The sequence below is a fragment of the Arabiibacter massiliensis genome, from assembly GCF_902386925.1.
GTDB classification, from domain to species: domain Bacteria; phylum Actinomycetota; class Coriobacteriia; order Coriobacteriales; family Eggerthellaceae; genus Arabiibacter; species Arabiibacter massiliensis.
In genome coordinates, this window is the sequence record NZ_LR698996.1 from 1,897,266 (window position 1) to 1,923,778 (window position 26,513).

29 protein-coding genes are annotated in these 26,513 nt (G+C 65.6%); 5 read left to right on the top strand and 24 right to left on the bottom strand.

What is annotated here, in order from left to right:
* Positions 1-177: 177 nt before the first annotated feature.
* Entirely contained in the window at positions 178-1,929 is a 1,752-nt protein-coding gene (locus FX134_RS08125) for a lipopolysaccharide biosynthesis protein (protein ID WP_232050875.1), read from the top strand.
* Here FX134_RS08125 and FX134_RS08130 read toward each other — a convergent pair.
* The 3 genes from FX134_RS08130 to FX134_RS08140 all read right to left on the bottom strand — a co-directional run bounded on the left by FX134_RS08130 (position 1,918) and on the right by FX134_RS08140 (position 5,347).
* Positions 1,918-3,210 carry an ATP-binding protein gene (locus FX134_RS08130; RefSeq protein ID WP_080800245.1) on the bottom strand — a complete coding sequence of 431 codons (1,293 nt, stop codon included), beginning with the start codon at positions 3,208-3,210 and terminating at the stop codon, positions 1,918-1,920. The genes FX134_RS08125 and FX134_RS08130 overlap by 12 nt on opposite strands.
* Before the next feature lie 115 nt (positions 3,211-3,325).
* Entirely contained in the window at positions 3,326-3,988 is a 663-nt protein-coding gene (locus FX134_RS08135; RefSeq protein WP_080800248.1) for a LysR family transcriptional regulator substrate-binding protein, read from the bottom strand.
* A 15-nt stretch (positions 3,989-4,003) separates the two neighbouring features.
* Positions 4,004-5,347, bottom strand: coding sequence for a phenylacetate--CoA ligase family protein (locus FX134_RS08140; RefSeq protein ID WP_080800249.1), 1,344 nt, complete (start codon positions 5,345-5,347; stop codon positions 4,004-4,006).
* Between the two features lie 264 nt (positions 5,348-5,611).
* Between FX134_RS08140 and FX134_RS08145 the strand changes: the two genes are divergently transcribed.
* On the top strand, positions 5,612-6,538 hold the full coding sequence (locus tag FX134_RS08145) for a LysR family transcriptional regulator (RefSeq protein WP_080800252.1): 927 nt from the start codon (positions 5,612-5,614) through the stop codon (positions 6,536-6,538).
* Positions 6,539-6,542: 4 nt separating this feature from the next.
* On the opposite strand, the gene FX134_RS08150 is transcribed toward FX134_RS08145, so the two are convergent.
* The 17 genes from FX134_RS08150 to FX134_RS08230 all read right to left on the bottom strand — a co-directional run bounded on the left by FX134_RS08150 (position 6,543) and on the right by FX134_RS08230 (position 18,491).
* The gene (locus FX134_RS08150) at positions 6,543-7,262 is read right to left on the bottom strand and encodes a TCP-1/cpn60 chaperonin family protein (RefSeq protein ID WP_080800256.1); all 720 of its coding nucleotides are present in this window, start codon (positions 7,260-7,262) and stop codon (positions 6,543-6,545) included.
* A gap of 169 nt (positions 7,263-7,431) precedes the next feature.
* Positions 7,432-8,457: a type II TA system antitoxin MqsA family protein gene (locus FX134_RS08155; protein ID WP_080800259.1), complete on the bottom strand. Its 1,026-nt coding sequence runs from the start codon at positions 8,455-8,457 to the stop codon at positions 7,432-7,434.
* A 2-nt stretch (positions 8,458-8,459) separates the two neighbouring features.
* Positions 8,460-8,837, bottom strand: coding sequence for a toxin (locus FX134_RS08160; RefSeq protein WP_080800263.1), 378 nt, complete (start codon positions 8,835-8,837; stop codon positions 8,460-8,462).
* A gap of 77 nt (positions 8,838-8,914) precedes the next feature.
* Positions 8,915-9,772 carry an energy-coupling factor transporter transmembrane component T family protein gene (locus tag FX134_RS08165; protein WP_080803895.1) on the bottom strand — a complete coding sequence of 286 codons (858 nt, stop codon included), beginning with the start codon at positions 9,770-9,772 and terminating at the stop codon, positions 8,915-8,917.
* Between the two features lie 153 nt (positions 9,773-9,925).
* Positions 9,926-10,291 (bottom strand): hypothetical protein, encoded by a 366-nt coding sequence (locus FX134_RS08170; RefSeq protein ID WP_080800265.1) that lies wholly within the window; start codon positions 10,289-10,291, stop codon positions 9,926-9,928.
* Positions 10,292-10,379: 88 nt separating this feature from the next.
* Positions 10,380-10,643: a BAG1 BAG family molecular chaperone regulator 1 gene (locus tag FX134_RS08175; protein ID WP_087881551.1), complete on the bottom strand. Its 264-nt coding sequence runs from the start codon at positions 10,641-10,643 to the stop codon at positions 10,380-10,382.
* Between the two features lie 137 nt (positions 10,644-10,780).
* Positions 10,781-11,059 (bottom strand): hypothetical protein, encoded by a 279-nt coding sequence (locus FX134_RS08180; RefSeq protein WP_080800267.1) that lies wholly within the window; start codon positions 11,057-11,059, stop codon positions 10,781-10,783.
* A 178-nt stretch (positions 11,060-11,237) separates the two neighbouring features.
* On the bottom strand, positions 11,238-11,825 hold the full coding sequence (rplQ, locus tag FX134_RS15005) for a 50S ribosomal protein L17 (protein ID WP_080800269.1): 588 nt from the start codon (positions 11,823-11,825) through the stop codon (positions 11,238-11,240).
* Positions 11,826-11,838: 13 nt separating this feature from the next.
* Entirely contained in the window at positions 11,839-12,789 is a 951-nt protein-coding gene (locus FX134_RS08190) for a DNA-directed RNA polymerase subunit alpha (RefSeq protein ID WP_080800272.1), read from the bottom strand.
* 30 nt (positions 12,790-12,819) lie between these two features.
* Positions 12,820-13,446 carry a 30S ribosomal protein S4 gene (rpsD, locus tag FX134_RS08195; RefSeq protein ID WP_080800275.1) on the bottom strand — a complete coding sequence of 209 codons (627 nt, stop codon included), beginning with the start codon at positions 13,444-13,446 and terminating at the stop codon, positions 12,820-12,822.
* 19 nt (positions 13,447-13,465) lie between these two features.
* Positions 13,466-13,864: a 30S ribosomal protein S11 gene (gene rpsK, locus FX134_RS08200; protein ID WP_009306916.1), complete on the bottom strand. Its 399-nt coding sequence runs from the start codon at positions 13,862-13,864 to the stop codon at positions 13,466-13,468.
* 11 nt (positions 13,865-13,875) lie between these two features.
* Complete coding sequence (gene rpsM, locus FX134_RS08205) at positions 13,876-14,244, bottom strand: 30S ribosomal protein S13 (RefSeq protein ID WP_080800278.1); 369 nt, start codon at positions 14,242-14,244, stop codon at positions 13,876-13,878.
* A gap of 22 nt (positions 14,245-14,266) precedes the next feature.
* The gene (gene rpmJ / locus FX134_RS08210; RefSeq protein WP_006363204.1) at positions 14,267-14,380 is read right to left on the bottom strand and encodes a 50S ribosomal protein L36; all 114 of its coding nucleotides are present in this window, start codon (positions 14,378-14,380) and stop codon (positions 14,267-14,269) included.
* Positions 14,381-14,571: 191 nt separating this feature from the next.
* A complete protein-coding gene (gene infA / locus FX134_RS08215; RefSeq protein WP_009306918.1) occupies positions 14,572-14,790 on the bottom strand; it encodes a translation initiation factor IF-1 in 219 nt (72 codons plus the stop codon).
* Between the two features lie 294 nt (positions 14,791-15,084).
* Positions 15,085-15,666 carry an ECF transporter S component gene (locus tag FX134_RS08220; RefSeq protein ID WP_080800281.1) on the bottom strand — a complete coding sequence of 194 codons (582 nt, stop codon included), beginning with the start codon at positions 15,664-15,666 and terminating at the stop codon, positions 15,085-15,087.
* A gap of 125 nt (positions 15,667-15,791) precedes the next feature.
* Positions 15,792-16,835 (bottom strand): twin-arginine translocation signal domain-containing protein, encoded by a 1,044-nt coding sequence (locus tag FX134_RS08225; protein WP_080800284.1) that lies wholly within the window; start codon positions 16,833-16,835, stop codon positions 15,792-15,794.
* 132 nt (positions 16,836-16,967) lie between these two features.
* Positions 16,968-18,491 carry a helix-turn-helix transcriptional regulator gene (locus FX134_RS08230; protein ID WP_232050876.1) on the bottom strand — a complete coding sequence of 508 codons (1,524 nt, stop codon included), beginning with the start codon at positions 18,489-18,491 and terminating at the stop codon, positions 16,968-16,970.
* A 130-nt stretch (positions 18,492-18,621) separates the two neighbouring features.
* On the opposite strand from FX134_RS08230, the gene FX134_RS08235 reads away from it, so the two are divergent.
* The gene (locus FX134_RS08235) at positions 18,622-19,548 is read left to right on the top strand and encodes an FAD:protein FMN transferase (RefSeq protein WP_080800289.1); all 927 of its coding nucleotides are present in this window, start codon (positions 18,622-18,624) and stop codon (positions 19,546-19,548) included.
* A gap of 23 nt (positions 19,549-19,571) precedes the next feature.
* On the opposite strand, the gene FX134_RS08240 is transcribed toward FX134_RS08235, so the two are convergent.
* From FX134_RS08240 to FX134_RS08250, 3 genes are all read right to left on the bottom strand, one after another.
* A complete protein-coding gene (locus FX134_RS08240) occupies positions 19,572-21,197 on the bottom strand; it encodes a carbohydrate-binding domain-containing protein (RefSeq protein WP_232050877.1) in 1,626 nt (541 codons plus the stop codon).
* A gap of 416 nt (positions 21,198-21,613) precedes the next feature.
* Positions 21,614-22,309 carry a DUF4956 domain-containing protein gene (locus FX134_RS08245; RefSeq protein ID WP_080800296.1) on the bottom strand — a complete coding sequence of 232 codons (696 nt, stop codon included), beginning with the start codon at positions 22,307-22,309 and terminating at the stop codon, positions 21,614-21,616.
* On the bottom strand, positions 22,302-23,147 hold the full coding sequence (locus tag FX134_RS08250) for a polyphosphate polymerase domain-containing protein (RefSeq protein WP_080800299.1): 846 nt from the start codon (positions 23,145-23,147) through the stop codon (positions 22,302-22,304). The genes FX134_RS08245 and FX134_RS08250 overlap by 8 nt, the downstream gene beginning before the upstream one ends.
* Positions 23,148-23,481: 334 nt before the next feature.
* Between FX134_RS08250 and FX134_RS08255 the strand changes: the two genes are divergently transcribed.
* On the top strand, positions 23,482-24,174 hold the full coding sequence (locus tag FX134_RS08255) for a response regulator transcription factor (protein ID WP_080800302.1): 693 nt from the start codon (positions 23,482-23,484) through the stop codon (positions 24,172-24,174).
* Between the two features lie 199 nt (positions 24,175-24,373).
* Positions 24,374-25,654 (top strand): sensor histidine kinase, encoded by a 1,281-nt coding sequence (locus FX134_RS08260; protein WP_080800304.1) that lies wholly within the window; start codon positions 24,374-24,376, stop codon positions 25,652-25,654.
* A gap of 2 nt (positions 25,655-25,656) precedes the next feature.
* On the opposite strand, the gene FX134_RS08265 is transcribed toward FX134_RS08260, so the two are convergent.
* A complete protein-coding gene (locus FX134_RS08265; RefSeq protein WP_080800306.1) occupies positions 25,657-26,454 on the bottom strand; it encodes a MerR family transcriptional regulator in 798 nt (265 codons plus the stop codon).
* Between the last annotated feature and the right edge of the window lie 59 nt (positions 26,455-26,513).

Sequence of the window (26,513 nt, forward strand, 5' to 3'; positions counted from 1 at the left end):
AGTATAGCGCTCCGGCCGAGGATCGCGCCTCGAACCCCGCCGCACAGCCGCCAACTCCCCGCCGGCGGCACGCGGCCCCGGCTCTTCGCCCGATGCGCCTTTGCCGCGCAATTGGCGGCGTTTGATGCTGGTGTGGATATCGGGAATCGCGCGGTTGATGAACTATAATTCCGAACTATGAAACGTCTGGGGAAGGATCCGAGCACTGCCGTCGCGCATCACGCGCGCGAGACTCGCGCGCGCCTCAACGCGGCCGACGACGACTCGCAGCCCGCGAACGAGCGCGGCTCCCACGCGTCGGCAACCCCTTCCGACACCACCCCCTTCCTCGGCGCCAACTCGCGTGCCCGCCAAAACGAGGCTCCCAAGATGCCGCGCAAGCCCAACTTCGTCACGCGCTCGGTGAACCACTGGTGCAACCGCCTGCTCGGCGCCGTGTCCGACCGCTCGCTCGCCGAGCAGGAGGCGCAGTACGCCGCGCACCGCACCACGCGCGACTACGTGTGGAACTCCATCGGCATCGGCGCGTGGGGCATGGTGTTCCCCATCCTCACCGTGGTGGTCACGCAGCTCGTTGGCGTGGAGCAGGCCGGCATGTTCTCCATGGCGTTCGTCACGGGCATGCTGCTCATGTTCCTGGCCAACTACGGCGTGCGCACCTACCAGGTGTCCGACCTCGACGAACGGCACTCGTTCTCCGACTACCAGCTGAACCGGTGGATCACCTGCGCCATCATGGTGGCCGTCGGCGTGGCGTACTGCTCGATCCGCGGGTACGCCAGCGACATGTTCACCATCAGCCTAGGCGTGTACGTGTACAAGATGGTGGACGGCCTGGCCGACGTGTACGAAGGCCGCCTGCAGCAGGTGGACAAGCTCTACCTCGCAGGCGTCTCGCAGGCATTCCGCTCGGTGGTGGTGCTCATCGCGTTCTCGCTCGCACTGCTCATCACGCGCAACCTGCCCGTGGCCTGCATCGTCATGGCCGCGGCGGCGGCGGTCACCTTCGTGGTGCTCACATTCCCGCTCGCGCTGTTCGAGACGCCGAAGTCGCGCCGCGTGAGCCCCGCCAGCGTGGGCCGGCTGTTCAAGAGCTGCTTCCCGCTGTTCCTGGCGCTGTTCCTGTACGCGCTCATCGACAACATGCCGAAGTTCGTGATGGAGGGCGTGCTCAGCTACGACAACCAGCTGTACTTCAATGCGCTGTACTTCCCCGCGCAGGGCATCCTGCTCACCATCGGGCTCATCTACAAGCCCCTGCTCGTGCGCATGGCCGAGGCGTGGGGCGACCCCGGCAAACGGAAGAAGTTCGACCTGATCATCGTGGCCATCATGCTCGTGGTGGTAGCGTACACAGGCGTGACGGCCCTCGTCATGGGGTGGATCGGCATCCCCGTCATGAGCTTCCTCTACGGCCTGGACTTCGAGCAGTTCCGCGGCCTTTTGTTCATCATGATCGCCGCGGGCGGCGTGACGGCGGGCATCGACTTTCTGTACCAGGTCATCACCGTGCTGCGCCGGCAGCAGGCCGTGACGAAGCTCTACATCATCACGTTCGGGTTCTCGCTGTTCGTGCCCATCCTGCTGGTGAACTTCACCGGGCTGCCGGGCGCGGTGATCGGCTACCTCATCGTCATGTGCATCCTGTTCGTGCTGCTGGTGAGCGAGTACATCGGCATCCGCCTGGGCTTTTCCAAGGAGGCGAAGGACGAGGCCGCGACCGATCGCCCCGCCGTCTCGCCCACGCGCGCAGCCGCCCACGAGAAAGCCCGCGTCCGCGCCATCGCCCAGGAGCTTGAGGCGGAAGGCGAAACGGCCCGCTACCGCTCCCCCGCCCGCGCCGCCGCGCACGCCAAGGCCCGCGCCCGCGCCGAGCAGCCCCTCGGCAAGCACGCCGCGCCCGACGAGGACGACCCGCTAGCGGAGTAGGCTATCGGATTCCAGGAGGAACCTGCGGATATCCCGGTGGATGATGCCGTTTCTGCTGCGATCGACTTTATCCATCGACAGCACGTATTTGGGGAAATCGCTTCGCAGCTCCTCCAGAGGCCGAAACTCGCGCTCCACCGTCGAATCGCTTGCCAGCAGATAGCATACTTGAAGGTACAGCTTGCGCGAGCCCTTCGATGCGACGAAGTCGATTTCCCTTGGTGAGGCGCCCGGCAACGGGGAGGAATCTCCAACACTCGCGGAATCCAAAAAAGGCTTGTCGCCCACGGTGACGCTCCATCCATAGCGAAGCAGCTCCAAGAAAACGATGTTCTCAAGCACCTGATCGATGTTGCGGTCGTTGCTTCCGTACACCGCCTCGCGCAATCCCTGATCGACTAGGTAGTACTTCTCTTGGCTTTTGAACACCTTCTTGCTCATAACGTCGACGCGAGGTGCTCGGTACAGCAAGTTCGCATGGCACGCCACCTGCACGTACTTCAGCACCGACCCGATGGAGATAGAGATGCCCTCGCCCTCCAGCATGCGCTCGATACTCCGACCGCTGAAGGTGTGGCCTATGTTCGCCATCAAAAACGGAAGCAGTTCCCCCAAAAGCGGCGCGTCTTTGATGTTCTCGCGCTCCACCATATCCTTCAGCACGACGGTGTCGTAGATTCCCAAGAGGTACTCGCGACTGGGTCCGGGCTCGTAATCGAGATACGAGAGAAATGGGAATCCGCCCAAGATACGGAACACATCGAAGGCCTCGTCCACCCCCTCTTCCATACCGCTATCGGCACGCAGGCGCACGAACTCCGAGAACGAGAACGGGAACACCTTGAACTCCACGTATCGCCCGCTCAGGTAAGTGGCGAATTCGCTCGAAAGAAAGCGGGCGTTCGATCCCGTAAGGTAGATGTCCAACCCGAACTCCGTTTGCAGCCCGGGAACAAGCTGCTCCCAGGTTTCGACTTCCTGGATCTCGTCAAGGAAAAGGAAGCCTTGCCTGCCGTTGAGCCCATCCGCCCACTGGCTCACGTGCGCGTAAAGCACCTCGGGATCCTTGAAGTGCCGATTCGAATACTTCTCCAAGTTGATATCAAGCATACGCGCTTGGGAGATGCCCTGCGCTTGCAGCTCTGCGCGCACAAGCTCGAGGATCGTCGACTTTCCCGCGCGGCGCACGCCTGTGACCACCTTGATGATGGGCTTGCCGATGAACGGGCGAATCCTATCGAGATAGAGCGGTCGTTCGATCATGAGGGCTCCTTTGTTCATTGTAGTTGACAAACTATGCCAAAAGGCAAATTTTGTCAACTACAATGAACAAAGCCCCCTTGCAACTTGCGAATTGCAGGTTACAAGGGGGCTGCGATCTGTTGGTTCCGCAGTCTTAGAACCGCGCGTACTTCACGAGGTTCTTCTTGAGGGTTTCCACGAAGCGCTGGGCGACGTCGCCGAGCGCTTCGCCCTTGCGGGCCACGTAGCCGAGGCGCAGCTTCACATCGGTGTCGAGCGGCACGGTGTTGAGGCCCGCGCCGTCGGAGATGCCCACGAGGATGCCGCTCGTCACCGTGTAGCCGTTGAGCGCCACGATGAGCTCGGAGAGCGAGGCGCGGTCGGTGCACGCGATGGACTTCGCGCGCGGCACGCCGGCGAGCGCCTCCTCGGCGAAGGCCACGGGCGAGTCCTCGTCCTGCTCGAAGTAGAGGTACGGGAAGTCCTCCATGTCCTCGAGCGAGAGGCTGGCGGCGTTCACCATGGGGTGGCTCTTGGGCAGCGCGACGCGCGGGGCCGACTCGATGAGCTCCACGAACTCCAGGCCCGCCGCGTCGAGCGCCTCGTTCAGCTCGTCGGCCGTGGCCGAGGTCTCGAACAGCACGCCCAGCTCGCTCTTCCCGCTGGCGACGTCGTCGATGACGCCACGTGTGGTGCGGTCGCGCAGGGCGTAGGCGTACGCGTCGCCGCCGAGCGCGAGCACCACGTGGGCGAACGTCTGCACGTTGAACAGGTAGTGCTGGCCGGAGACGGCGAAAGTGGTTTCAGCAGTGGTCATAGGTTGCTTCCTTCCCTAGCGAGTCTGGCAGCCGCGCTCGTCGATGAAGCGGCTGGCCTTGTGCTCGGACGACGTGCCTAGCTTGCCTGCATCATACACGATCACCTTGGCCGGACGCACGCCGGTGTGCGCCTTGAGCGCGGCTTCGGCGCGCTTCGCCACCTCGTCGTAGGGCTCGTCGCTGCCGAGCGCGCGCTCCACCGACACCTCGTACTTGCAGGTGAAGTCCTTCTCGTACACGCGGATGGAGTATTCGCCGGTGAGGCCGTCCAGCCCGCGCACCACGTACTCGATGTCGCTCGGGAACACGTTGACGGCGCCGACGATGAACATCTCGTCCTTGCGCCCGGTCACGTGGATGCGCGCCAGCGTGCGGCCGCATTCGCAGGTGTCGGTGCTCACGTAGCCGATGTCGCCCGTGCGGAAGCGGATCATCGGACGCGCCTTCTTCATGAGCGTCGTGTACACCAGCTCGCCCGTCTCGCCCGGAGCCAGCACCTCGCCGGTGGTCGGATCCACCGTCTCAACGAGGATCTGGTCCTCCACGATGTGCAGGCCGTCGTGCGCCTCGCACGCGGCCGCGCACGCGCCGTAGATGTCGGACAGGCCGTAGAAGTCCACCACCTTCGCGCCCCACAGGTTCTCGATGCTCTCGCGCGTGGACTTGATGGAGCCGCCCGCCTCGCCGGCCACGATGATGGTGTGGATGTTGAAATCCGTCTTCGGGTCGAAGCCCTTCTCCTTGGCGATCTCGCCGAGGTGCCACGCATAGCTGGGAGACGTCCAGATGACCGTGGGCTGGTACTGCTTGAGCACGAACAGCAGGCGGTCGGACGGCACCGCGCCCACCCAGATGGCGAGCGCGCCCAGACGCTGCGCGCCGATGACGTCGGGGCCGCCCACGTACAGCGCGAAGTTCAGGCCGTGCACGTAGCGGTCGTTCGGGCGCATGCCGGCCTGCCAGAACAGGCGCGCCTCGGTGTCCTGCCACAGGTCGAAGTCCTCTTGCGTGAAGGGGCTCACCGTGGGCACACCCGTCGAGCCGGAAGAGGTGGCCATGAAGATGACCTCCTCCTCGGGCACGGAGCACATCTCGCCGAAGAAGCTGCCCACGTGCTGGGTCTCGCGCTCGGTCTTCTTGTCGCAGAACGGGAACTTCGCGATGTCGGCGAGCGTTTGGATGTCGGCGGGCGTCACGCCGGCCTCGTCGAACGCACGCTTGTAGTACACCGTGTTCTCGTACGCGTACGCCGCCATGGCCTTCAGGCGCTCGAGCTGCAGGGCCTCGAGCTGGGGCCGCGGCATGCACTCGATCTCCGGATCGTAGTATTTCTGATCGTAGGGGATGTCCTTCGCCATGGGTCGCTCCTTGGTCGTCGTGCGTTCTCGTCGCCGCCTGCGCGCGAACTCGCCCTGCCGAGTTGAGCGAGGCTTGAATGTTTCACGTGAAACATTCGTTCGCTACCAGGGGTTTTCGCGCGAAAAGCAGCGTATTGCATGAAACCACGAACGGGCGGCGAATACAACCTTTCAGGTCATTCGATGTTTTGATGGTTTGCTATCGATTCAGCCGATAGCTGGGTAAAATGACGGAAAGAACGTCGAACGCGGAAGGAGCCGCCCATGACCCTCCAGCAGTTGCGCTACCTCATCGCCATCGCCGAGTACGGCTCCATCAACGCGGCGGCGCAGAACCTGTACGCCTCGCAGTCGAACCTGTCCACCGCCATCAAGGAACTGGAGCAGGAGCTGGGCATCACCGTGTTCACGCGCAGCAACCGCGGCGTGACGCTCACGAACGACGGCACCGAGCTTCTGGGCTACGCGCGCCAGGTGATCGAGCAGGCCGACATGCTGGAGGCGCGCTACGCCGACAAGGGCTCGGCCCACCTGCGCCTGGCCGTGTCCACGCAGCACTACGCGTTCAGCGTCCAGGCGTTCGTGAACGTGGTGGAGGCGTGCGATGCGCGCGAGTACGAGTTCATCCTGCGCGAGAGCACCACGGCCGAGATCATCGACGACGTGCGCACGTTCCGCAGCGAGGTGGGCATCCTCTACACCGACGGCTTCAACCGCCGCGTGCTGGAGAAGGCGTTCGCCGACGCCGACGTGGCGTACTTCCCCCTGTTCGACGCGCGCGTGCACGTGTTCGTGGGCGAGCACCACCCGCTGGCCGGGCGCGCGCTGCTGTCGCCCGAGGACCTCGAGGACTTCCCGCGCTACTCCTTCGAGCAGGGCACGGCGAACTCGTTCTACTACTCCGAGGAGCCCCTGAGCCACCTGCCGCACGCGCGCAACATCCGCATCTCCGACCGCGGCACGCTCACCAACCTGCTGACCAGCTACAACGGCTACACCCTGTCCACTGGCGTGCTGTCGGCCGAGATGCACTCGGGCATCGCCAGCATCCCGCTCGACGTGGACGAGACCATGCAGGTGGGCTACATCATGCACAACGAGCGCCGCCCGAGCCCGCTTCTGCTGCGCTACATCGACGAGCTCCACGCCATCATCGCCGCGCACCCCACCGTGAGCGTGCACGAGGGGTGACTCTTTAGAAGGAGCAACTTTCCAGCTCGATGACGTCGAGCGCACGGCCCGAATCGGCCGCCATCTCCCTGATGGCGCGCATCTTGACTTCCACCTCGTCGGATGTCCCCCCAACCCTAACAAGAGGAGTCATGCAGGACGATTGGCTGTCAATGTCGTTGATGACGAGGGTGCGCCCCCTGTCAGCAACCACCTGACTGGCGCTGCCGGCCATTTCCAACGTGAAATCAGCAAGCGAATCGCCATCGAACACCGTCGCGCCGGTCAGCGAGGCCACTGCTTCGTAGAAGGGGTCGAAGCGGGGGCACTCAACCACAACGGCGTCAAACGTGCCCCTTAGCTTATTGAGCGCGAGCGTAGAGTGCACCTCGCGCGTTATTCGAGGTGCCATGACGAAAAGACCTCGGCCGCCCTTCATCACTTCCTCCAAGAACGGAACCAAGTTCGCTATGCTGTCGAACGTAATGTCAAAGAGGGCCACGTGCGGATTAAGCATTTCCGCAGTCGGCCCCTCAGACAGCATGTAAGGAGCTGCCACTCCCTTGTCCGCTATCACGGTGGGAACTTTCGTCGAGGAAATCGAGAATGAGCAAGAGTCAGGCACGGTCAGAATCACTCCTTGATCCGCCGCGTCGAGCATCGCCATCTTGACGAGCGCTATCTCGTCGTAGCTCAAAATCTCGTCGAACGAGCGTTCCTGCAAGCCGAGATCATCATTGTCCATGTTCGTCATCCTTTGCATCCGCAACTCACCGTTATGCGAGTATATGTTCGCGAATGTCGTCGTGACTATTGCCCAACACAAAAAGGGAGGCTTCCTTTCTCACGCACCGCGCCGCGTCAAAACCAGGACACGGCACCCCAGTCGAAGTCGCCGGAGAACTCCCCGATCCTCAGCATGCGCCCGCGCCCTTCCAGCGGAGGTCGGCGGCGTACTCGTAGGAGATGACGCCGCCCAGCTCCGTCTCGCTCCACCCGCGCTCCTCGTGGGAATACGCCGACAAGGCCGATGAGCTGGCGAAACCGTTGGCGAACACGACCACCGCATCGAGCAGGCTCGTCTCCTCGAGCGAGAACGCCGCGAGGTCCGGCTCCCGGCCGGCAACGAGCACCTGGCCGTCACCCTGCTCGCGCAGCGAGAGCGCGCTGCCGTCCACGAGGGCGGCCAGCAGCAGCTCGAACTGATCGGGCACGGGCCCGAAGTCGGCCTTCGCGTAGCGCAGCCCGGTCACCCCCGCCCCGAGGTCGCGGAAGGCGGCGAAATCGAGGTAGAACAGCGCCTTGTTCAGCTTCGTGCGATACAGGTCGCGCACGTGGCCGGCCAGGTACACGATGGCCTCGCGTACCCGGTCGGGGTCGAACCGGCGCAGGCCCGTCTCCTCCGTCTCCTCCCGCGGGATGCTTCCCAGCACGTCCATCCGCACGACCGCGTACTCCACCCGGCTTCCTCGACACCCCTCCACGATACGCAGCGCCCGCGCACGCTCCTCGTCGGTGAGCTTGCGCGCGCCCTGTTCCAGGCATTTTCTCAAAAAGCGCGGATCCCGCGCATCGGCGAGCAGCTGGGCGTGGGAGTCCGTCGGGAGGTATCCGCGCTCGTATCGTTGAAGACTCGCGACGCCTATGCCGAGGATTCCGGAGAACACGCGTTGCGAGAACCCGTAGCGCTTGCGCAAGGCCACGATCTCTTCCGGCTGCATGATGCCCACCTTCTCGCGGTACGCGCGATACAGCTTGTCGAACCCCTCATCGACAAGCGGTGCCCACCCGATCGAGTTGCCGCACTTCGGGCAGATCAGATGGTCGATATCGACTTCTACCGTCACCCCGCGCACGTCTTCGGCGTGACGCCTTGTCTCATACCGGGCGTCGACCTCCTCCCAGCACTCCTCGCACAGTAGCCTCTTCACCGGCTCCATGATCAACCCGCCTTCTTATAAGGATATGCAAGCGGTCGCTCCGCCTCATGAAAAGAAACGCACACCGCTCGCACGTCGCCATTCGCGAGGAACACGGCCAGCTTGATGTACACCTCGTATTCCTCGAGGTACCTGCCGAACACCCACAAGTCGCGAGGGCGGCCTTTGTCGTCCCGCAAGGGACCGCTCGAATAGTCGGCCACTTCCAACCTTCGAACAACCTGATACACGTCGATGTCTCGATAGTCGATGCGCTTGAGAAAGGCGCGCGTCTTGCTGCCGGGATCGCTCGAGCCTGCCACGCGAAAGCACTCCCAGCGCGTACTTCGCACCAGTGCCAGCACTGCCTCGATCTTCCAACGTTCGGCCACTCTCCCCATGAGCAATCCCCCATCGCATCATTTGATGTGACGAGTATAGCACGCAACGCTCAAAAGCGCATCATTTGATGTGAAAACTACAGCAGTACCGCAAGCGCCGCGCAGGCGGCGAGGCCCATCACGAGCGCGAGCATGTTCCCCCGCCCGATGCGCCGCTCGGCGAGCGAGGTGCGCTCCGCGTCGGGATCGCCGTAGCAGCGGGCGTCCATGGCCACGGCGAGCGAGTCGGCGCGCCGGAACAGGCCCACGAACAGGGGGATGAGCACCGTCTGCCACGCGCGCAGGCGCGCCCACAGGCCCCCTTCGGAAAACGCCGCGCCGCGCGCCCATTGCGCGTCGTGCACGCGGCCGAACTCCTCGGCCGTCACGGGGATGAAGCGCAGCGCGAGCGAGAACACCATGGCCACGTCGTCCACCGGCACGCGCAGCCGCCGCAGCGGGCGCATGAACGCGGCGAGCGCGTCGGTGAGCGCGGTGGAGGTGGTGGTGTAGGTGACCACGAGGCTCGCCACTACCAGAAGCACGATGCGCGCCGCGAAGAAGCACCCGCGCGCGAGCCCGGCCGGCACCAGGCCGAACGTGCCCACGAGCGCAATCGGCGGCACGCCCGCCAAAACGCCTGCCGACACGTCGCCCAAACCGCCCGGAACGCCCGCCGACGCCGCATGCGCCACGTCGAACGAGAACCCGTTGAACACGATGGTGAACGCCACCAGTACGTACACAGGCGCGATCAAGCCGAAAAAGCGTCGCGGCGCGATGCCCGATGCCGCCACCGCAGCCGCGAACGCGAGCGCGCAAAGCCCCAGCCCCGTCCAGGTGCGCACGAGGAACAGCGTGACCGAGTAGGCTACGAGCAGCACGAGCTTCACGCGCGCATCGCACGTGTGAAGGGGCGAGGAACCGGGAATGTATGAGCTGACGTTGATGCGCATGCAGGCAGTATGCCACATCGGCCGCTCGCGTGCGCCGCGCATGGTGACAATTCCGCGCGATCAGCGCTCGCTGGGCCCATGGTCCATGACGGCAAGAAGCCCCGCAGCTGCTCGCTGCGGGGCTTCTCAAAAGGCGTCAGGCGCGCTCGTCGCTTAGCGGCCCTCGCGGACGTTCTCGACGCCCTGCTTCACGTTGTCCTTCGCGTCGGCCGCAGCCTCCTTGATGGCCTCGCCGGCCTTGCCGAGCGAGTCCTTGATGCCGTCCATGATGCCGCCGGACTTCTCGTCCCTGTTGGCCTCGTGCTGCTGGGCGCGCATGGCGGCCTTCGGATCGCCCGTGCGCTGGGCCACCTCATGCTCGCGCTTCGCGGCCTCGTCCTCGGCCTTGCGCTCGTTCATACCGGCCTTGGCCTGGTGGAAGGCATCCTTGAGGTTGTTCTTCACGTCGTGGGCCATATCCTTCGCGCCGTTCTTCATGTCGACGGACGCATCGCCGGTCTTGTATGCTCGATCAACCATGGTCGTGCTCCTTTCGGGTTCGATTCGGAATCGCCCCCATTCTAGGGAAGGGGCGCGCCCCGTCGGATGCCGTGCGGTAACGGGGCCGCTACGGTTGCATGCGATCCTCGACGTCCTCTTCGATCGCCTCGGTTTGCACCTCGGCCTGGTCGAAGTCGAACGCCGCGCTCGCGGCCTCGACCGAGCGCCGCTCGTCGCCCTCTTCGTCGAAGTCCTCGACCGAAGCCTCGGCCTCCTGCTTGACCTCCTCCTCGATGCGGCGCAGATCGTCGGCGGCCATGCGAGCCTCGTCCGTCTCGGCCTGCGGGTCGTCCAGAACGGTCTCCTGCTCCAATATCTCGATCTCAGCCATAGCGGGCTCCTTTCGTCATCGCGGCGCGCGGCGCCGCTCACCTTGTTCGGAACCTCATTCTAAGGACGCACGCGCCCGAGCACGACCACCGCGCCTCTACGGGTGCGCAACGCCTAGGCGACGCAGGGGCACCCGGCTCAGCGGCGCTCGCCGAACAGCTCGCCAAGCGTTTTCCTCACGTGTTCGATGAGGATGGGCGTCTCCCGCCGCACGTCCTCGACCGCCTCCTGCGAGTGGTGCCGCACCTCGTCGGGGATGCGCTCCACGTGCGTCGCCACGTCGGCCGCCGCCTGGGGCAGATGCCGCCGCACGTCGTCCGTCATATCCTGCGCATGGCGCAGCACCTCCGCCGCATGCGGATCCTTCGCGCCGTAGTGCGCGCCTTCGTCTGTCGCTTCCTTCGCCTGTTCTGCCATAGGGGCCTCTTTCCGCCGAACGATCCTTGAGGCCCTTATGGTAGAACGCGCGGCCCGCCCGTGCGCAAACGCCCCGGCAACGCCCCGCCCACGAAACGCCTCACCCCCCCCCGGACGCACGAAGGCCGCGCTTGGGGCGCGGCCTTCGGTGATGGTGCAGCAGGTCGGACGAAGAAGTCTACTCGGCCTTCTTCTCCTCCTTGGCCTCCTCGGCAGGGGCCTCAGCAGGGGCCTCTTCCTTGACCTCGGCAGGGGCCTCGGTCTCGACAGCCTCGACCTTGGCTTCCTCGGCCTTGGCCTCGACGGCCTCCTCCTTCGGAGCCTCCTCGGCGGCAGCCTCGACCTTCTTCGGAGCGGCCTTCTTCGCCTTCTTGGGCGCGGCCTTAGGCTCCTCCTTCTTCTTCACGGGCTCGGTCACGAGCTCCATGATGACCATGGGGGCGTTGTCGCCCTTGCGGTTGCCCAGCTTCATGATGCGGGTGTAGCCGCCCTGGCGATCGGCGAACATGCCCTGCTCGACCTTCTCGAAGATCTCGCGCACGAGTTCCTTGTCGCCGAGGGCCGCGATGGCCAGACGGCGGGCGTGCAGGTCGCCGCGCTTCGCCCACGTGATGATCTTGTCGACGTCAGGACGGATCTCCTTGGCGCGCGACTCGACCGTCTTGATGCGGTCGTTGAGGAGCAGGGCGTTCACCAGGCTCTTCTTCATGGCCTTGGTGTGGCTGAAGTCGGTGCCCAGCTTGCGGCCCTTGTAGTTGTGTCGCATGATTCGTACTCTCCTATAGCTTCAAATTGAGGTCCATGGAAATGAGCTTGTCCTTCACTTCCTCGATGGACTTCGCACCAAAGTTCCTAATGTTCAGCAGGTCGTTCTCGGAGAACTCGACGAGCTGGCGGACGGAGTGGATACCGGCGCGCTTCAGGCAGTTGTACGAGCGGACGGACAGGTCCAAATCCTCGATCTGCTTGTCCAGCTCGGCATTGGACTCCTGTCCCTCCGGCGCGAAGATGGACGGGATCTCGCCCTCCTCCTCGTCGATGACGTCGGACAGGCTGAGGAACGCCCCCATGTACTGGTTGATGATGTTGGACGCGCGGCACACGGCCTCGGTGGGCGTGATGCTGCCGTCGGTCTCAACCTCCAGCACGAGCTTGTCGTAGTCGGTGCGCTGACCCACGCGGGTGTCGGTAACGTTGAGCGTGCAGCGGCGTACCGGCGAGAACAGCGAGTCCACATGGATGACCCCGATGGGATCCTCCGTGCGCTTGTTGCGCTCGGCCGACACGTAGCCGCGGCCCACGCCGATGCGCACCGTCATGTCCAGCTGGCCGCCGTCGGCGACCGTCGCAATGACATGCTCAGGGTTGACCAGCGTGAACTCGGTCGGGATGTCCAGATCCGCGCCCGTGACCGTGCAGGGACCCTCGGCCGACACATGGGCCGTGGCCTCTTCGATGTCGTCGTTGAGCGCGGAGAACACGAGGCCCTTCACGTTCAAGACGATGTCGGTGATATCCTCGATGACGCCCTCGGCCGTGGTGAACTCATGCTGCACGCCCTCGATCTGGATGGCGGTGGCTTTCGCTCCATCCAGCGACGAGAGCAGCACGCGGCGCATGCAGTTGCCCAGCGTGTAGCCGTAGCCGCGCTCAAGCGGCTCGACGATGAAACGCGCGACCGTCTCGTTGACTTCTTCCGTTGTTACCGTAGGCCTCATGAACTCTGTCATGTGGGGTAAGCCTCCTTAACTTCGCCGCGATTACTTCGAGTAGAGCTCGACGATGAGCTGCTCGCGAATGTCCAGATCGATTTGATCGCGCTGCGGAAGCGAAAGAACACTACCCTGAAGTTTCTCAATGTCAACCTCGAGCCACGCCGGCACCTGAACGCGCTCGTTGGAGATGAGGGCGCTCTTGATGACCAGCAGGTCCTTGGCCTTGGGGGCCACGGCGACGAGGTCGCCGGCCTTCACGCGGAACGACGGGATGTCCACACGGCGGCCGTTCACGGTGATGTGGCCGTGACGCACCTGCTGACGGGCCTCGGCGCGCGACTTCGCGAAGCCGAGGCGGTACACGACGTTGTCCAGACGGCTCTCGAGGATGCGCAGCAGGTTCTCGCCCGTCACGCCCTTCTGGCGGTTCGCCATGTCGTAGTAGTGGCGGAACTGCTTCTCAAGCACGCCGTAGATGCGCTTGGTCTTCTGCTTCTCGCGCAGCTGGTTGCGATATTCGCTTTCCTTCACGCGCTTCTTGCCGGCTTCGCCCGGCGCGTAGTTGCGGCGCTCGATCGCGCACTTGTCGGTGTAGCAGCGGTCGCCCTTCAGGAAGAGCTTGGCCCCCTCACGACGGCACAAACGGCAGTCCGCTCCAGTATAACGAGCCATAATACTTCGATCCTTTCAGTTACACGCGACGACGCTTGCGCGGACGGCAACCGTTGTGCGGGATGGGTGTGCAATCCTGGATGCTGGCAATCTCGAGGCCGGCGGCCTGGAGCGAGCGGATGGCCGTCTCGCGGCCCGAGCCGGGGCCCTTCACGAACACGGAGACCTTGCGCAGACCGTGCTCCATCGCCGTCTTGGCAGCGGCCTCGGCGGCCATCTGCGCCGCGAACGGCGTGGACTTGCGGGAGCCCTTGAACCCGACCGTGCCGGCGGACTGCCAGGAGATCACATTACCCTGGGGATCGGTGATGCTCACGATGGTGTTGTTGAACGTAGACTTGATATGCGCAGCGCCGACGGCGATGTTCTTACGCTCGGAACGCTTGATGCGCGTGCGCACGTTTTTCTTAGCTGCCACTTTGAGCTACCTCACTTCTTCTTTCCGCCGATTTGCTTACGAGGACCCTTGCGCGTGCGCGCGTTCGTGTGCGTGCGCTGGCCGCGAACGGGCAGGCCGCGACGATGGCGCAGCCCTCGATAGCAACCGATCTCCATGAGGCGCTTGACGTTCTGCGAAACCTCGCGGTGCAGGTCGCCCTCCACCTTGATGTTCGCCTGGATGTAGTCGCGCAGCTTCGTGAGGTCATCCTCCGTGAGGTCCTTGACGCGGACGTCCGGATCGACGCCGGTGTCGGCGAGGATCTTCTTGGAGGTGGTCAGGCCGATGCCGTAGATGTAGGTCAAGCCGACTTCAATGCGCTTGTCGCGAGGAAGGTCGACACCAACAAGACGTGCCATAGGTTATATCTCCTCTTTCTTCCTAGCCCTGACGCTGCTTGTGGCGGGGGTTCTCGCAGATGACGAGCACCTTGCCATGGCGTCGGATGATTTTGCACTTGTCGCACATTTTCTTGACCGAAGGACGTACCTTCATATCATTTTCCTTTCGGTTATGCGTATCAGTTCTATATTCCACGCCCAGCCGCAGGCGAGAGTTTTCGTGCCCATGTTCCTTGCTGATGCCAAACGACGAATTCGCATGCGGTACCCTGCATTCGCGCTCACGCGCAGTGCTCGCACACAAAATGCGCACAGGCGCTTCATGCCCTGTGCAGATCCCCCACCCTATTTGAAGCGGTACGTGATGCGCCCGCGGTTCAAATCGTAGACGGACAGCTCGACGGTCACCTTGTCGCCCGGCAGGATCTTGATGTAGTGCATGCGCATCTTGCCGGAAATGTGGGCCAATATCTTGTGCCCGTTTTCGAGCTCCACCCTAAACATAGCGTTCGGCAGGGCCTCGAGGACGGTCCCCTCGAGCTCGATCACATCTTCTTTGGTCAAAAGTGCTCCTTCAAGCAAAGTCGTCGTTAAGCAGCAACCATAGATGATACCAAAGAGTTCGGATTATGTGCAAGAAAAATAAACGGGCGCAGAATACCAACAAACCTGCTGGTTCGAGAATGCCTGCATGCCAGGCGTGCGGTCCGATGCCGCGCAGTCCACGTTGCAGAAGCGGGACCGCCAGGTACTCGCGCGATGCGCAGCCGCCTTGTCGGCTTCGACGGGTTGAGCCTCGCGCGTCGGCGGGGCCCCGTCAGGTGATGTCGTTCTATTCTAGCGGGTTCCCCCGCCGGGTCAAGGGCGATTTTTTCCAGAAGCCGGAAGGTTGCCGTCCTGTTCCTCGAGAAGCGAGGCCAGCTTGCGGTAGGACACGATGGCCACCACGGAGTTCGCGAGGGCCTTGAACACGTTGAACGGCAGCAGGGCCGGCAGCACCAAGGCGGCCACCTCCTCGTAGGCGGCGCCCATGTACAGCGGCGTCACGACGAAGTTCAGGCAGATGGAGACGGCGGACGACACCACCACGCCGGCGGCGCATCCCAGAACCGCGTGCAGCAGGCTCGGCTTGCGGCGGTACACCGTGCCCACCACGAGAATGAGCGACACGGTGGCCATGATGTTCATGAACGCGCCGAGAGGGTCGGTGATGAGGTGCGGTATCCACGAGGCCACCGCGACGCCCACGCCGATCCACGACCCGTACAGGATGGTGGCCAGAAGCGACACGATGCCCGACGGGTCGTACTTCAGCCACTCGGCCCCGGGCACCACCGGCAGCTCGACGAAGCTGAGCACCATCGCCATCAAGATAAGCAGCACGATGGCGGCGACTTGTTTCGGCGAGCGCTCCCGCCATCCGTATGGCAATCCGTCCATGACCCTCCTTGCTCTTCCCTTCCATTATACGCAAGCGCCGCGCATGCGGAGCGGGCCGGCTCGCGGTTTGCGCGAAAGCCGGCCCGCTTTTCGGACGAGAACCTAAAAGGAGCGCAGTCCCCGCGCTAGGCCGCCTGGGCGGCCACGACGGCGGCGTTCGCGTAGCCGGCCGCATCCACCAGCGTCGCGCCGGACACCGCATCGGGGCCCTGCACCTTCACGTCGGCGATCTTCTGGCCGGCGACGAAGGACTCGATGGCGGCGATGGAGTCGATCCACGGCGTGGTGGCCTGCGCCTTCTCCTTCATCATGGCGCTGTACATGTCGGAGTTCACCGACTTGGACATGAGCGCCTTGCCCTCGGCGTAGCCCTCCGCGAACGCGGCGTCGGAGTTGGGAACCGGCACGAGGTCCGCGGTGTCGGCGCCCGTGAACTGGAACTCGTCGATGCTCGACGCCACCAGCACGTCGCCCTGCACGAGCGAAACGGCCTCGGCGAACGCCTTGTCGCCGTGGGCGGCCGTGAGGGCGGCGCCCAGCTTGAGGTCGGCCCCGTCGCCTGAGTACGTGCCCGTCGTGGCGATGTCGGTGCTCTCGGCCACCTGCGCGACCAGCTTGAGGTAGTTCGGCGCATCCACGAGCGTGGCGCCGGACACGGCGTCGATGCCGGCCTTCGTCAGCTCGGAGGCCTTCTTGCCGACGCAGAACGCCTCGATCGCGGCCATCGACTCGCCCCACGCCTTGGTGGCCTGCGCCTTCTCCTTCATCATCGCGGAGTAGGCCTCGTCGTTGCCCGCCTTGGAGACGAGCATCTTGCCCTCGGCATACCCTTCGCCGAAGCCGGCGTCGGAGTTCGGAACGCCTGCGATGCCCGCCGAGTCGGCGGCCATGAACTGGTAGTCGTCCACGCTGGCGGCGAGGATGGTGCCGTCGTCGGCCGTGGCAACGACGGCGCGCGTGAAGCACTTGTCCCCGTGCGCCGCGCCGTATCCGCGATGCAGCGTGACCGTGCCCGTCGCGTCGGCCGCGTCGCCCGCAGCTGCGGGCGCGCTGGTTTCCGCAGCGGCGTTGCCGCCCGCGCACGAGCTGAGCATGCCGACGCCCGCGGTGCCGAGCGCGACGACGATGCTTCCCTTGAGAAAATCACGACGCGAGAATTGAAGTTCCATGAATAGCCTCCCTTTGGCCTTATCGGACAACGGGGCCACCATAGATGCTCTCGCGGGGCGAATCTATCGTCAAAAGGTGGGAAATCGCAGTTCAGCCGGGCGCTTTCGTTCTGGACGAAAAGGGGGAGAAGCCTAAACGCCCTCCTCAGGGGCCTCATCGCCGCCCGCGCCGTCCAGCAGCTTGAACAATTCCTCGCGGGAGGACACGTCCAGCTTGCGGTAGATGTTCTTGCGATGGCTGCGCACCGTGGATTCGGCCACCGTCAGCTCCTCGGCCACGTAGCCCGAGGTGTGCCCGCGGCCCAGCATGACGAGTATCTCAGCCTCGCGCGCCGTGAGGTGCCGTTCCCGCGAAAGCTCGGCGCAGCGGCGCACGTAGCCCTCCTGCGCGTCGAGGGCGCTCGACTCCACGGCCTCGATGCCTTCGAGCATGACGCGCCACAGCCGCGAGCTGGGCGTGATCATGAGCACCGCCGCCAGCACCACGAACAGCACGATGAGCACCTGGTACTGGTAGGGCGCCAGCGCGCCCGCGTTCACGTTCGCGCCCGAGAGCAGGCATACGAGGCAGCCGACGATGATCATGATGCCGCCGGCCGGCAGGGCCAGCGAGCGCATGCGGCCCGCCATGGCCACGAGCATAGCCGACATGACGAGCGCGTAGATGGCGCAGAACGCGAACGCGCCCACCGCCATCACCCCATGCTGCAGCGACGGCTCGACGAACGCGGTGGCCGCGAACACGAGGAACGCCACGATGGGCAGGAAGAAGCGGTAGGAGAAGTTGATGAGCGCCTGGTCGGACTTCACGCGGACGAGGGGCACCATCGCCGCCACGGCCAGCGCGCCGGCCAGGCCCAGCGGGGCGAGGTCCCATTCCATCTCCCGCGACAGGCCGTAGTCGGCCACGAACAGCAGCAGCGTCGAGAAGGGCATCACGGCGAAGAACAGCGCGCGGGCGAGCGGCGTCTTGAAGTCGCCGGTGCCCTCCACCACCGATACGTCCAGATGGCCGAACACATCCCACCAGTTCACGCCCGCTTGGATCGAGCGTTCCACCTCGCCCTCGGAGCGGAAGAACAGCCGCGCGCACCCCGCGACCGAGAGCAGGGCGGCCGCGCTCAGCACGAAGCGGGCCACCGCGGGCCCCGCAAGGGACAGCAGCATGGTGCTGGCGAACAGGACGCAGCCGGCCAGCCACACCACGACGAGCGCCCGCTTGAACTCGAGCACGTGCAGCCTGCTCACCCACACGAGGCACATGATAGCGGCGCCGAACCCCATCATGAGCCCGCTCGCGGCTTCGACGATGGATCCGTCGAGCACGCCGAGGCTCCAGAGGTCGAGCAGGACGGAGCCCGCGGCGTACCCCGCAAGCGCCAGCAGCATGATGGTGCGGCTCACCCGGGCATGGGCCGTCTTGAGCAGGCAGATGAACAGGAACGCGAGCGCCGTGAACATGGCGGAGAGCGAAAGCGCGCTCGCGAACGGCACCGACGGCAAAAACGACCACGCGTCGGCGGCCGACACGGTCATGCCGCGCCACAGGTCGAGCACGGGCAGGAACAGCGGCACGCTCATGCAGAACGCGAAGAAGGCGAGCGTGTCCAAGGCGTCGAACCCCTGGATGATGCCTGGTTTTCCGAATCGCGCCACAGGGCCTCCTTCCGCCGCTCGCGTGCGGCATCCGGCGTCCCCCGCCATCTGCCGCGACGCCCTACCGCTGCGCGCGAAAGAAAGTATACTGGTTCGGTATCAATAATGCGAAGGCACGGAGGCAGACGGCATGGTTTCTCGGGATTTTTTCCGCTTCAACACAACCAACACGCTCAGCGCGGATGTCGACGACGAGCGCGTCTTAGACGCGGCCGTGGCGTGGTGCGACCGCTGCGAGCTTCTGCTCTCACGCGTCGACCCGGCAAGCGAGCTGTTCCGGCTCAACCATGCCGAGGGGCGCCCCACCGAGGTGGATCCCGAGCTGGCGGCGTTCATCGAGGTGGCGCTTGCGTACTGCCGCGAGGCGGGCGGCCTTTTCGACGTGACCATGGGCAGCGTGACGAGGCTGTGGGACTTCAAGCGGCAGATCGTCCCCGACGCCGCCGACGTAGCCGAGGCGCTGCGCCATGTGGACTACCGCAACGTGGTCGTGGAGGGCTCGACGGTGACGCTGCGCGACCCGCAGGCCTGCGTCGATTTGGGAGGCATCGCGAAGGGCTACATCGCCGACGGGCTGCTCGCGCTCTTGCGCGACCACGGCGTGGAGCGCGCGCTCGTGAACCTCGGCGGCAACGTGGCCGTGATGGGCGGCCGGCCCGACGGCGATCCCTGGCGGGTGGGCATCCGCAAGCCCTTCCCCTCGAGCGCGCTGCCGCTGCTGGACTCGTTCGCCACCGTGGCCCTGCGCGACGGCTCGGTGGTGACGAGCGGCGTGTACGAGCGCGCCTTCGAGCGGGACGGCGCGCTCTACCACCACATCCTCGACCCGCGCACCGGCCGCCCGGCGGAAACCGACCTGCTGAGCGCTACAGTGGTGTCGCGGGCCTCGCTCGATGCCGACGGGTTCACCACGGCCCTCGTCATCATGGGCGCCGACCGGGCGCTCGCCTTCGCGGAGGAGCATCCGGCGCTCGAAGCCGTGCTGGTGACGACCGAGGGCGACGTGCTGGCCACGTCGGGCATCGGCAAGGACGTGCCCTTCGAGCTGCTGGGGTGAGGGGGCGACCCGTTCGGCGGCGGCTACATCGGGGCGCCTCCGCCGCGCATGCCGCGTTGGACGTCGCCGCCTTGGCCGGCGCCCATGGGGTCGCCGCCCATGCCGAGGCCGCCCATGCCGCCGGATGCCGCCGTTGAGGCGGTGACCTCGGTGGCCGTGCCGCCGCTCACGGAGCCGTCGTCGGTATAGCCGTCGGCGTTCGCGCCGCTCACCTGGCCGCCGACGACGAGGGAGTACGCGCCGCCCTCCTCAAACGCGGGCGAGCTGGCCAGAACCATGCCGAACTCCTTGGCGGCCGTAAGCGAGGCCACTACCTTCCCGTCGCCATCCACCACCGCCACGCTCTGCCCCGCGCTGCCGCTGGCCGTGGCGAAGGCGAAGGGCTGGGTGCCGCTCGTGAAGTTCTGCGCCATGCCGGTGGAGCCCACCATGAGCACCGTGCCGCCGCTCACCGTGGCCGTGAGGTCGTAGTCGAACGCGCCGTCGCCGCCGCTCGTCGGGCCGTTCACCAGCAGCACGCCGCCGGCGACTTCCACGCTGCCGTTGCTGTCGATGCTGTCGCCGCCGGAATCGAGCACCGTGTAGCCGCCGTTGATCTGGATGAGGCAGTTCTCGTCGCCCATGGCGGGCGCGCCGGCCTCGGCGAACGCGTTGTCGGGCATGCCGCCGTTCTGCTGCCGCTCGCCCATGGCAGGAGGCTCGCCGCCTTCGGGCATCGTGCCGCCTTCGGGCATCTCGCCCATGTCGGCAGGGTCGATGCCCTCAGGCGCGGCCGCATCGGTCGCGGTCGTCGCCGTCGCGTCCGTCTCGTCGCCCGTCAGGTCGGCCGCGCTCGCGTTCACCGCGTCGTCGCTGGCCACGATGTGCGTGTCGCCGCCGTTCACGTAGATCTTCTCGGCCTCGTAGCCCTCGTAGCAGCCGGTCACGTCCACGGTGCCGTCGTCGATGACGAGCTTCGTCTCGGCATGGAGCGCGTCGTCGCCGGCCTCGATGGCAAGCGAGCCGCCCGCCACCAGGCCCTCGAGGTCCGAATGCAGCGCGTCGTCGGTCGCCGTGACGTCCAGCTCGCCGCCCGCGATGCGCAGGTACGTCTGCGCCTGAATGCCGTCGTCGCCCGCATCGATGGCGAACGTGCCGCCGTCGATGGACACGAACCCGCGCGTCGCGTCGCCGTCGTTGTTCGACTTGATGCCGTCGCCGCCGGCCGTGAGCGTGAAATCGCCGTCCGCGATCTTCACGCAGTCGCGCCCGCGCAGCGCATCCTCCACCGCATCCACCACGTAGGTGCCGCCCGTTATGACCAGGTCATCCTTCGAGCAGATCGCATGCCGGTAAGCGCCGGTCACCGTCAGCGCGCCCGACCCGTTGAGCGTGAGGTCGTCCCGCGAGAACAGCGTGGCGTACGGCTCGTCCGAACCATCTTCCAACACGTACTCCGCGCCGTCGGTGAGCGTATTCGTCGTCCCGTCCGCCAACGTGACGAAACACTTGTCCGCCTGCCTCACATACACAGCCGGCCCGTCCTCGTTATGAATCGTCGCACCAGCAAGCACCACCTGCACCTTGTCGGTGTCGGCCGCCTCCACCACCAACTGCCCATCGTCAAGCGTCCCGCTGACAACGTAGGTGCCCTCGGCCACGATGGTCACCGTAGACCCCTCGACCGAAGCCCCCTCCCCCTCCACAGAAGCCGAAGCCCCACTCAACACGATATGCGTAGCAGACGCGTCATCGTAGGATGCATCCTTGTCCCGATTCGAATACTCCAAATCAAGCACTGAAGCATCGAACGCAGCCGCCACCTCCTCAAAAGAAGCCGCTTCAGTCGAGGCAGAAGAGGAAGACGAGACAATAACGTCCGACCCAGCAGTTTCAGAAACCCCAGAACCCGAACACCCCCCAAGCGCCCCGGAGAGCAAGAGGCACGAAGCAACGATGGCGATGCCACGACCTGCGGCGTAGGGCGACGCCCACCAAGCGAGTTCCGCAGCGAAGCGAGGACTGTTTGAGCGACTGGGCGTCGCCCTACGCCGCCCACGGCAACAGCTCAACAAGGTAGTTTTCATCACAACACATCCTTACTAGCCGCCGCCCGCCCCAGCACCACTTTGAGGTTCCCATTCAAGCAGCGCACTTCGTCGATCATCCGCTTCTCGGTCCCCGGCGCCTTCATCCGCACGGCATACTCCAGCAGAAACAGGCTGCCCATGTTGGTGGTCTGCACCTGCATCAGCTCGTGCTCGTCAGTGTAGCGCGCCAGCACGCCGTCGAACACGCCGTCGTATTCCAGGTCCTCGGGGATGGTGATCTTGAGCGTCTTCTCCGGCTCCTTCTGCTTGCCGAACGGCGTGAGCACGTACACCACGTTCACGATGGCCACGATGACCGTGAACAGCACCGCAAGCGCGATGAACCCCATGCCCGTGGCAAGCCCGATGGCCATGGCCAGAAACACGTTGCCGATGTCCTTCGCGCTGCCGGGGATGGAGCGGAAGCGCACGAGGTTGAACACGCCCATCACCGCGATGCCCGCGCCGAGGTTGCCGTTCACCAGCGTGATGACCATCTGCACGATGAGCGGCAGCAGCGCGAGCGTCACCACGAAGTTCTTCGAGTACGTGTGGCGGAACATGTAGATGGCCGCCACGGCCGCGCCCAGCACGATGGACGCCGCGCAGCACAGCAGGAAGTCGACGGTGGACACGCCCGCCACGAGCGAGTCGGTCGATCCGAATATCGAGGTCAGGGCCGCATCAAGCACAACGGCCTCCCTTCTTCGCAGGATGGATGGGAATGGCGCGGGCCGGTGCCGGCGCGCTGGCCGGGGCGCTCATGCACGCACGGTACGCCTCGCCGTACTTGGAGAACGACGTCGGGTAGATGCGGCTCGCGTCGAGGGCGCGCACAAGCCACAGCGGGAAGGGACCCGAGGCCTTGATCTCCATGACGGCCTCGCCCGCGCGCAAAAGCGGGGACGCGGGAGAGCCCGGCGCGAACAGGTCGCGGTAGGCGATGCGCTCGTCAAACGTGATGCGCAGGTCGCACGGCACGTCGGCGGGCGGCTGAGCCGAGAGCGCATCGAGCACGGGCGCGTAGGCCACGCGCTCGCAGCGGATGAGCATGGACGACACGAGCGGCGCGTGGCGGGCCATGCACTGGTCGATCTCGGCTGCGATCTGCCGGCTGCGCGGAGCGAGCGACTCGGCCGCCGCCACCGGGTCGGCCAACGGAAAGCGCGCGCAGGCCTCCTCGTAGGGCACGCCGCCCAGGTAAGCGCGCGCCGCCGCGTAGGAGCACCCCACGCGGCGCTTGTACACGATGCCCTTGAACTTCTTCTTGATCTCGACGAACACGAGGCCGTCGTCCGCGGGCGCGCCGTAGCTGCGCAGACGGAGCTTCTCCTTGTAGAGCGGCTTGTCGAGCGAGCGCTCGATGAGGGCGCGCTCGGGCGTGTCGAGGTAGAGGCTGCGCACGCTCGTGCGGCCGTACTCGTCGGGCGCCAGGCGGTCCGCGAGCGCGCGGCGCACCTCCTCGCCCTGGCGCGCGCTCAAGCGGTACTTGACTTCCTTCCGCTCGAACACGTCGGTGAATGTTGCCATAGTCGGGTCCTTTCCTTCCAGCGTGGCCACCATCCTAGCCGCCCACGCTGAAAGAATGCTGAAAGGCAGATTCGATGCGAGCGTTCCTTCCGAACTGGCAAGAATGTACGGCTGTGGCACGGATCGGGCGGTTTTCGAGCCTCTCGGACGACGCGCGCACGACGTTTGCCCAGGTCGCGAATTTCTCGAACACGCCGCGCGTGCCACAGCCGCAAAAAGTTGACCCAACCGGACGGCGCGGCAGGGAGCGCGACGAAGTCCCTGGTTCTTTCAGGGAGATTTCAGCATTGCGGCTACAATGGAAGCAACACAGCGCGAGAAAGGCAGGCCGAGCATGCAGATTCTCATCGTCGAGGACGACGTGCGGCTGGCGCAGGCCCTCGCGCACATCCTGGAGGAGAACGGCTACGGAACCGACGTCGTCCACGACGGCGCCACGGGGCTGGCCTGGGCCGAAAGCGGGATGTACGACGTGGTCATCCTGGACGTGATGCTGCCGAAGAAGGACGGGTTCGCCGTGGTGGCCGAGCTGCGGCGCGCGAACGTGAGCACGCCGGTGCTGCTGCTCACCGCGCGCGACGCCGTGCCCGACAAGATAACCGGCCTGGACAGCGGCGCGGACGACTACATGACCAAGCCCTTCTCCCCCGCCGAGCTGCTCGCCCACCTGCGCGCGCTCACGCGCCGCCAGGGCGAGGTGCTGTTCGAGAAGCTGTCCGCCGGCGACCTCGAGCTCAACCTGGAAAGCCACGACCTTTCGCGCGGCGCGAAGTCCATCCACCTGAGCTACAAGGAGTTCTGCCTGGCGAAGGTGCTCATGGCCAACGCCGGCCAGGTGGTGTCGAAGGACCTGCTCATCGCGAAGGTGTGGGGCATCGAGTCGAGCGCCGAGGACAACAACGTGGAAGCCTACGTGTCGTTTCTGCGCAAGAAGCTGAAGTTCCTCGGCTCCACCGCGGGCATCGAGACGCTGCGCAAGGCCGGCTACCGCTTCGCCGCCGACGCGGAGGAGGACGCGCCATGCTGAAGATATCTTCCGTCATCCTGAGCGAAGCGACCGAAGGGAGTGTAGTCGAAGGATCCCGCGCGGTGCCAATAGGAGGTCTTTCGGCTGTCGTCACACGGGATCCTTCGACTGCGGTGGCTAGCGCCGCCTCCGCTCAGGATGACAAACGGGCACGCGCCTCGCGCTTCGCTCAGGATGATGACCCGAGGAGGTTGGGAACATGCTGAAGAAGCTGCGCCTCAAGTTCGTCGCGCTCAACATGGCCACGGTGGCCGTGGTGCTGGCCGTGGTGTTCACGGCCATCTGCGTTATCGACTACCAGCAGAGCGTCGCCCGCGTGCAGGAAGCGCTCGACGCGGCCGTGATGCATGCGGGCGAGGCGGCGAACGGGCCGTTCGGCGGGCAGATGCCGTCCGACGAGATGCCCGAAGGCGCGGCCCCACCCGAGATCGGCGGCAAGCGCGGCGGGTCGGATCCCTCCATCCCCGTGGCCGTGTTCTCCGTGGGCGAGGACGGCGCCCTCACGGCGGTGCAGGCGCGCACGACGGCCTCGCTCGCCGACGACGTGCTGGCCCAAGCCGCCGCTCAGCTGGCCGACGCGCCCGAGGGGTTCGACAGCTTGGACGGGTTGGGGCTGTTCTACGAGAAGCGCGTCGCGGGCGGAACGACCTACCTCGCGTTCGCCGACATGAGCGCGGCGAGGGGCTGGCAGGCGCTCGCCCTCACGCTGGCGGGCGTGGGCGTGGCGGCGCTGGCTGCGTTCCTGGTGATCAGCGTGTTCTTCTCGCGCTGGGCGCTGCGGCCGGTGGAGGACGCGTGGACGCGGCAGCGCCGGTTCGTGGCCGACGCGTCGCACGACTTGAAGACGCCGCTCACGGTGATCCTGGCGAACACGTCCATCTTGATGGAGCACCCCGAGCGCAGCGTGGCCAGCCAAAGCCAGTGGGTGGAGAGCACCCAGCACGAGGCCGAGCAGATGCAGGGCCTGGTGGGCGACCTGCTGCTGCTCGCGCAGGCGGACGAGGGCGCGGCGAAGCCGGCGATGGAGCGCCTCGATCTGGCCGACCTCGTGGAGGGCGAGCTCTTGCAGTTCGAGTCCGTGGCGTTCGAGCGCTCCATCGATTTGCACTCCAAGCTCGACGAGGACGTGGCGGTGCGCGGCAACGCGATGCGGCTGCGCAAACTGGTCGGAACGCTCTTGGACAACGCCTGCAAGTACGCCGACGAGGGCGGGCAGGTGGACGTGGAGCTGCATCGGACCGCGCGGCGCGTGGAGCTTGCGGTGCGCAACACCGGCTTCGCCATCGCGCCCGAGGACCTGCCGCACGTGTTCGACCGCTTCTACCGCGCCGACAAGGCCCGCACCCGCGACGAGGGCGGCTACGGCCTGGGCCTGGCCATCGCCCGCGCCATCGCCGAGGAGCACGGCGGCACCCTCACCGCCGCCAGCGACGAGGCAACCGGCACCACGTTCACCCTCGCGCTGCCGGCGTGCGAGTGACGCTAGCGTTCGTGCAGCAGCTCCAGCGTGAAACGGTCGGGGCGCAGTTCGTCGTCCCAGATGTCGAGGGCGAGCACGGCGCGTTCGGGCGGCACGTCGGCGGCGGCCGCGAATGCGGCGGCGAACGCGGCCTCGAAGTCGTCGCGCTCGATGCGCTCGCCGGAGAACGTGCCGCCGGGAAGCTGCAGCAGGCCGTCCGGCGCGGCCCCCTTAGCAGGAGCGGCCGCCTCGAGCACTACGTGCCACGCGCTCCCGCCTTCCGCCGCAGGCAGCCGCGCCATGCCCTGCAGGTACAGCGGCACGAGTCGACGCTCCTTCGCCTGCTCATACAGCTCAGTCGCCGCCTTCGCGTAGCGTTTGGCGTCGAAAGCATCGCCCTTCCAGGGAATAGCGAGCGCCAACCGCGGTTCCAGCGCACGCTCGTACGGCGCGGGCCCCTCGCGCAGGCGCTGTTGCAGGGCGACCTCGCGCTGGTAGCCCTCCACCTGCATCACGATGGCGCGGGCGCGCCGCAGGTTCTCGAGCGCCAGCAGCCGCCCGTGCTCGAGCAGCGCGTCCAAGTCGAGCCGGCCCTCCGCCGTGCGGTAGCGGCGTAGCTCCTTCAGCGGAAGCCCCAGCTCAACGCACGTGATGATCACGTCGAGCTCCGGCATCTGGCCAAGCGCGTAATAACGGTACCCCGTCTGCGCGTCCACGAAGGCCGGTCGCAGCACGCCGATGCGCTCGTAATAGCGCAGCGCCTTGATGCCCACGCCCTTCATGCGCGCCACCTCGCCGATGGAGAGCAGGTTATTTCTCATGATTCTCCTTTGACTCGACCCTTAGGGGATACTTTAAGCTTTCTTTCAGTCGAAGGAAA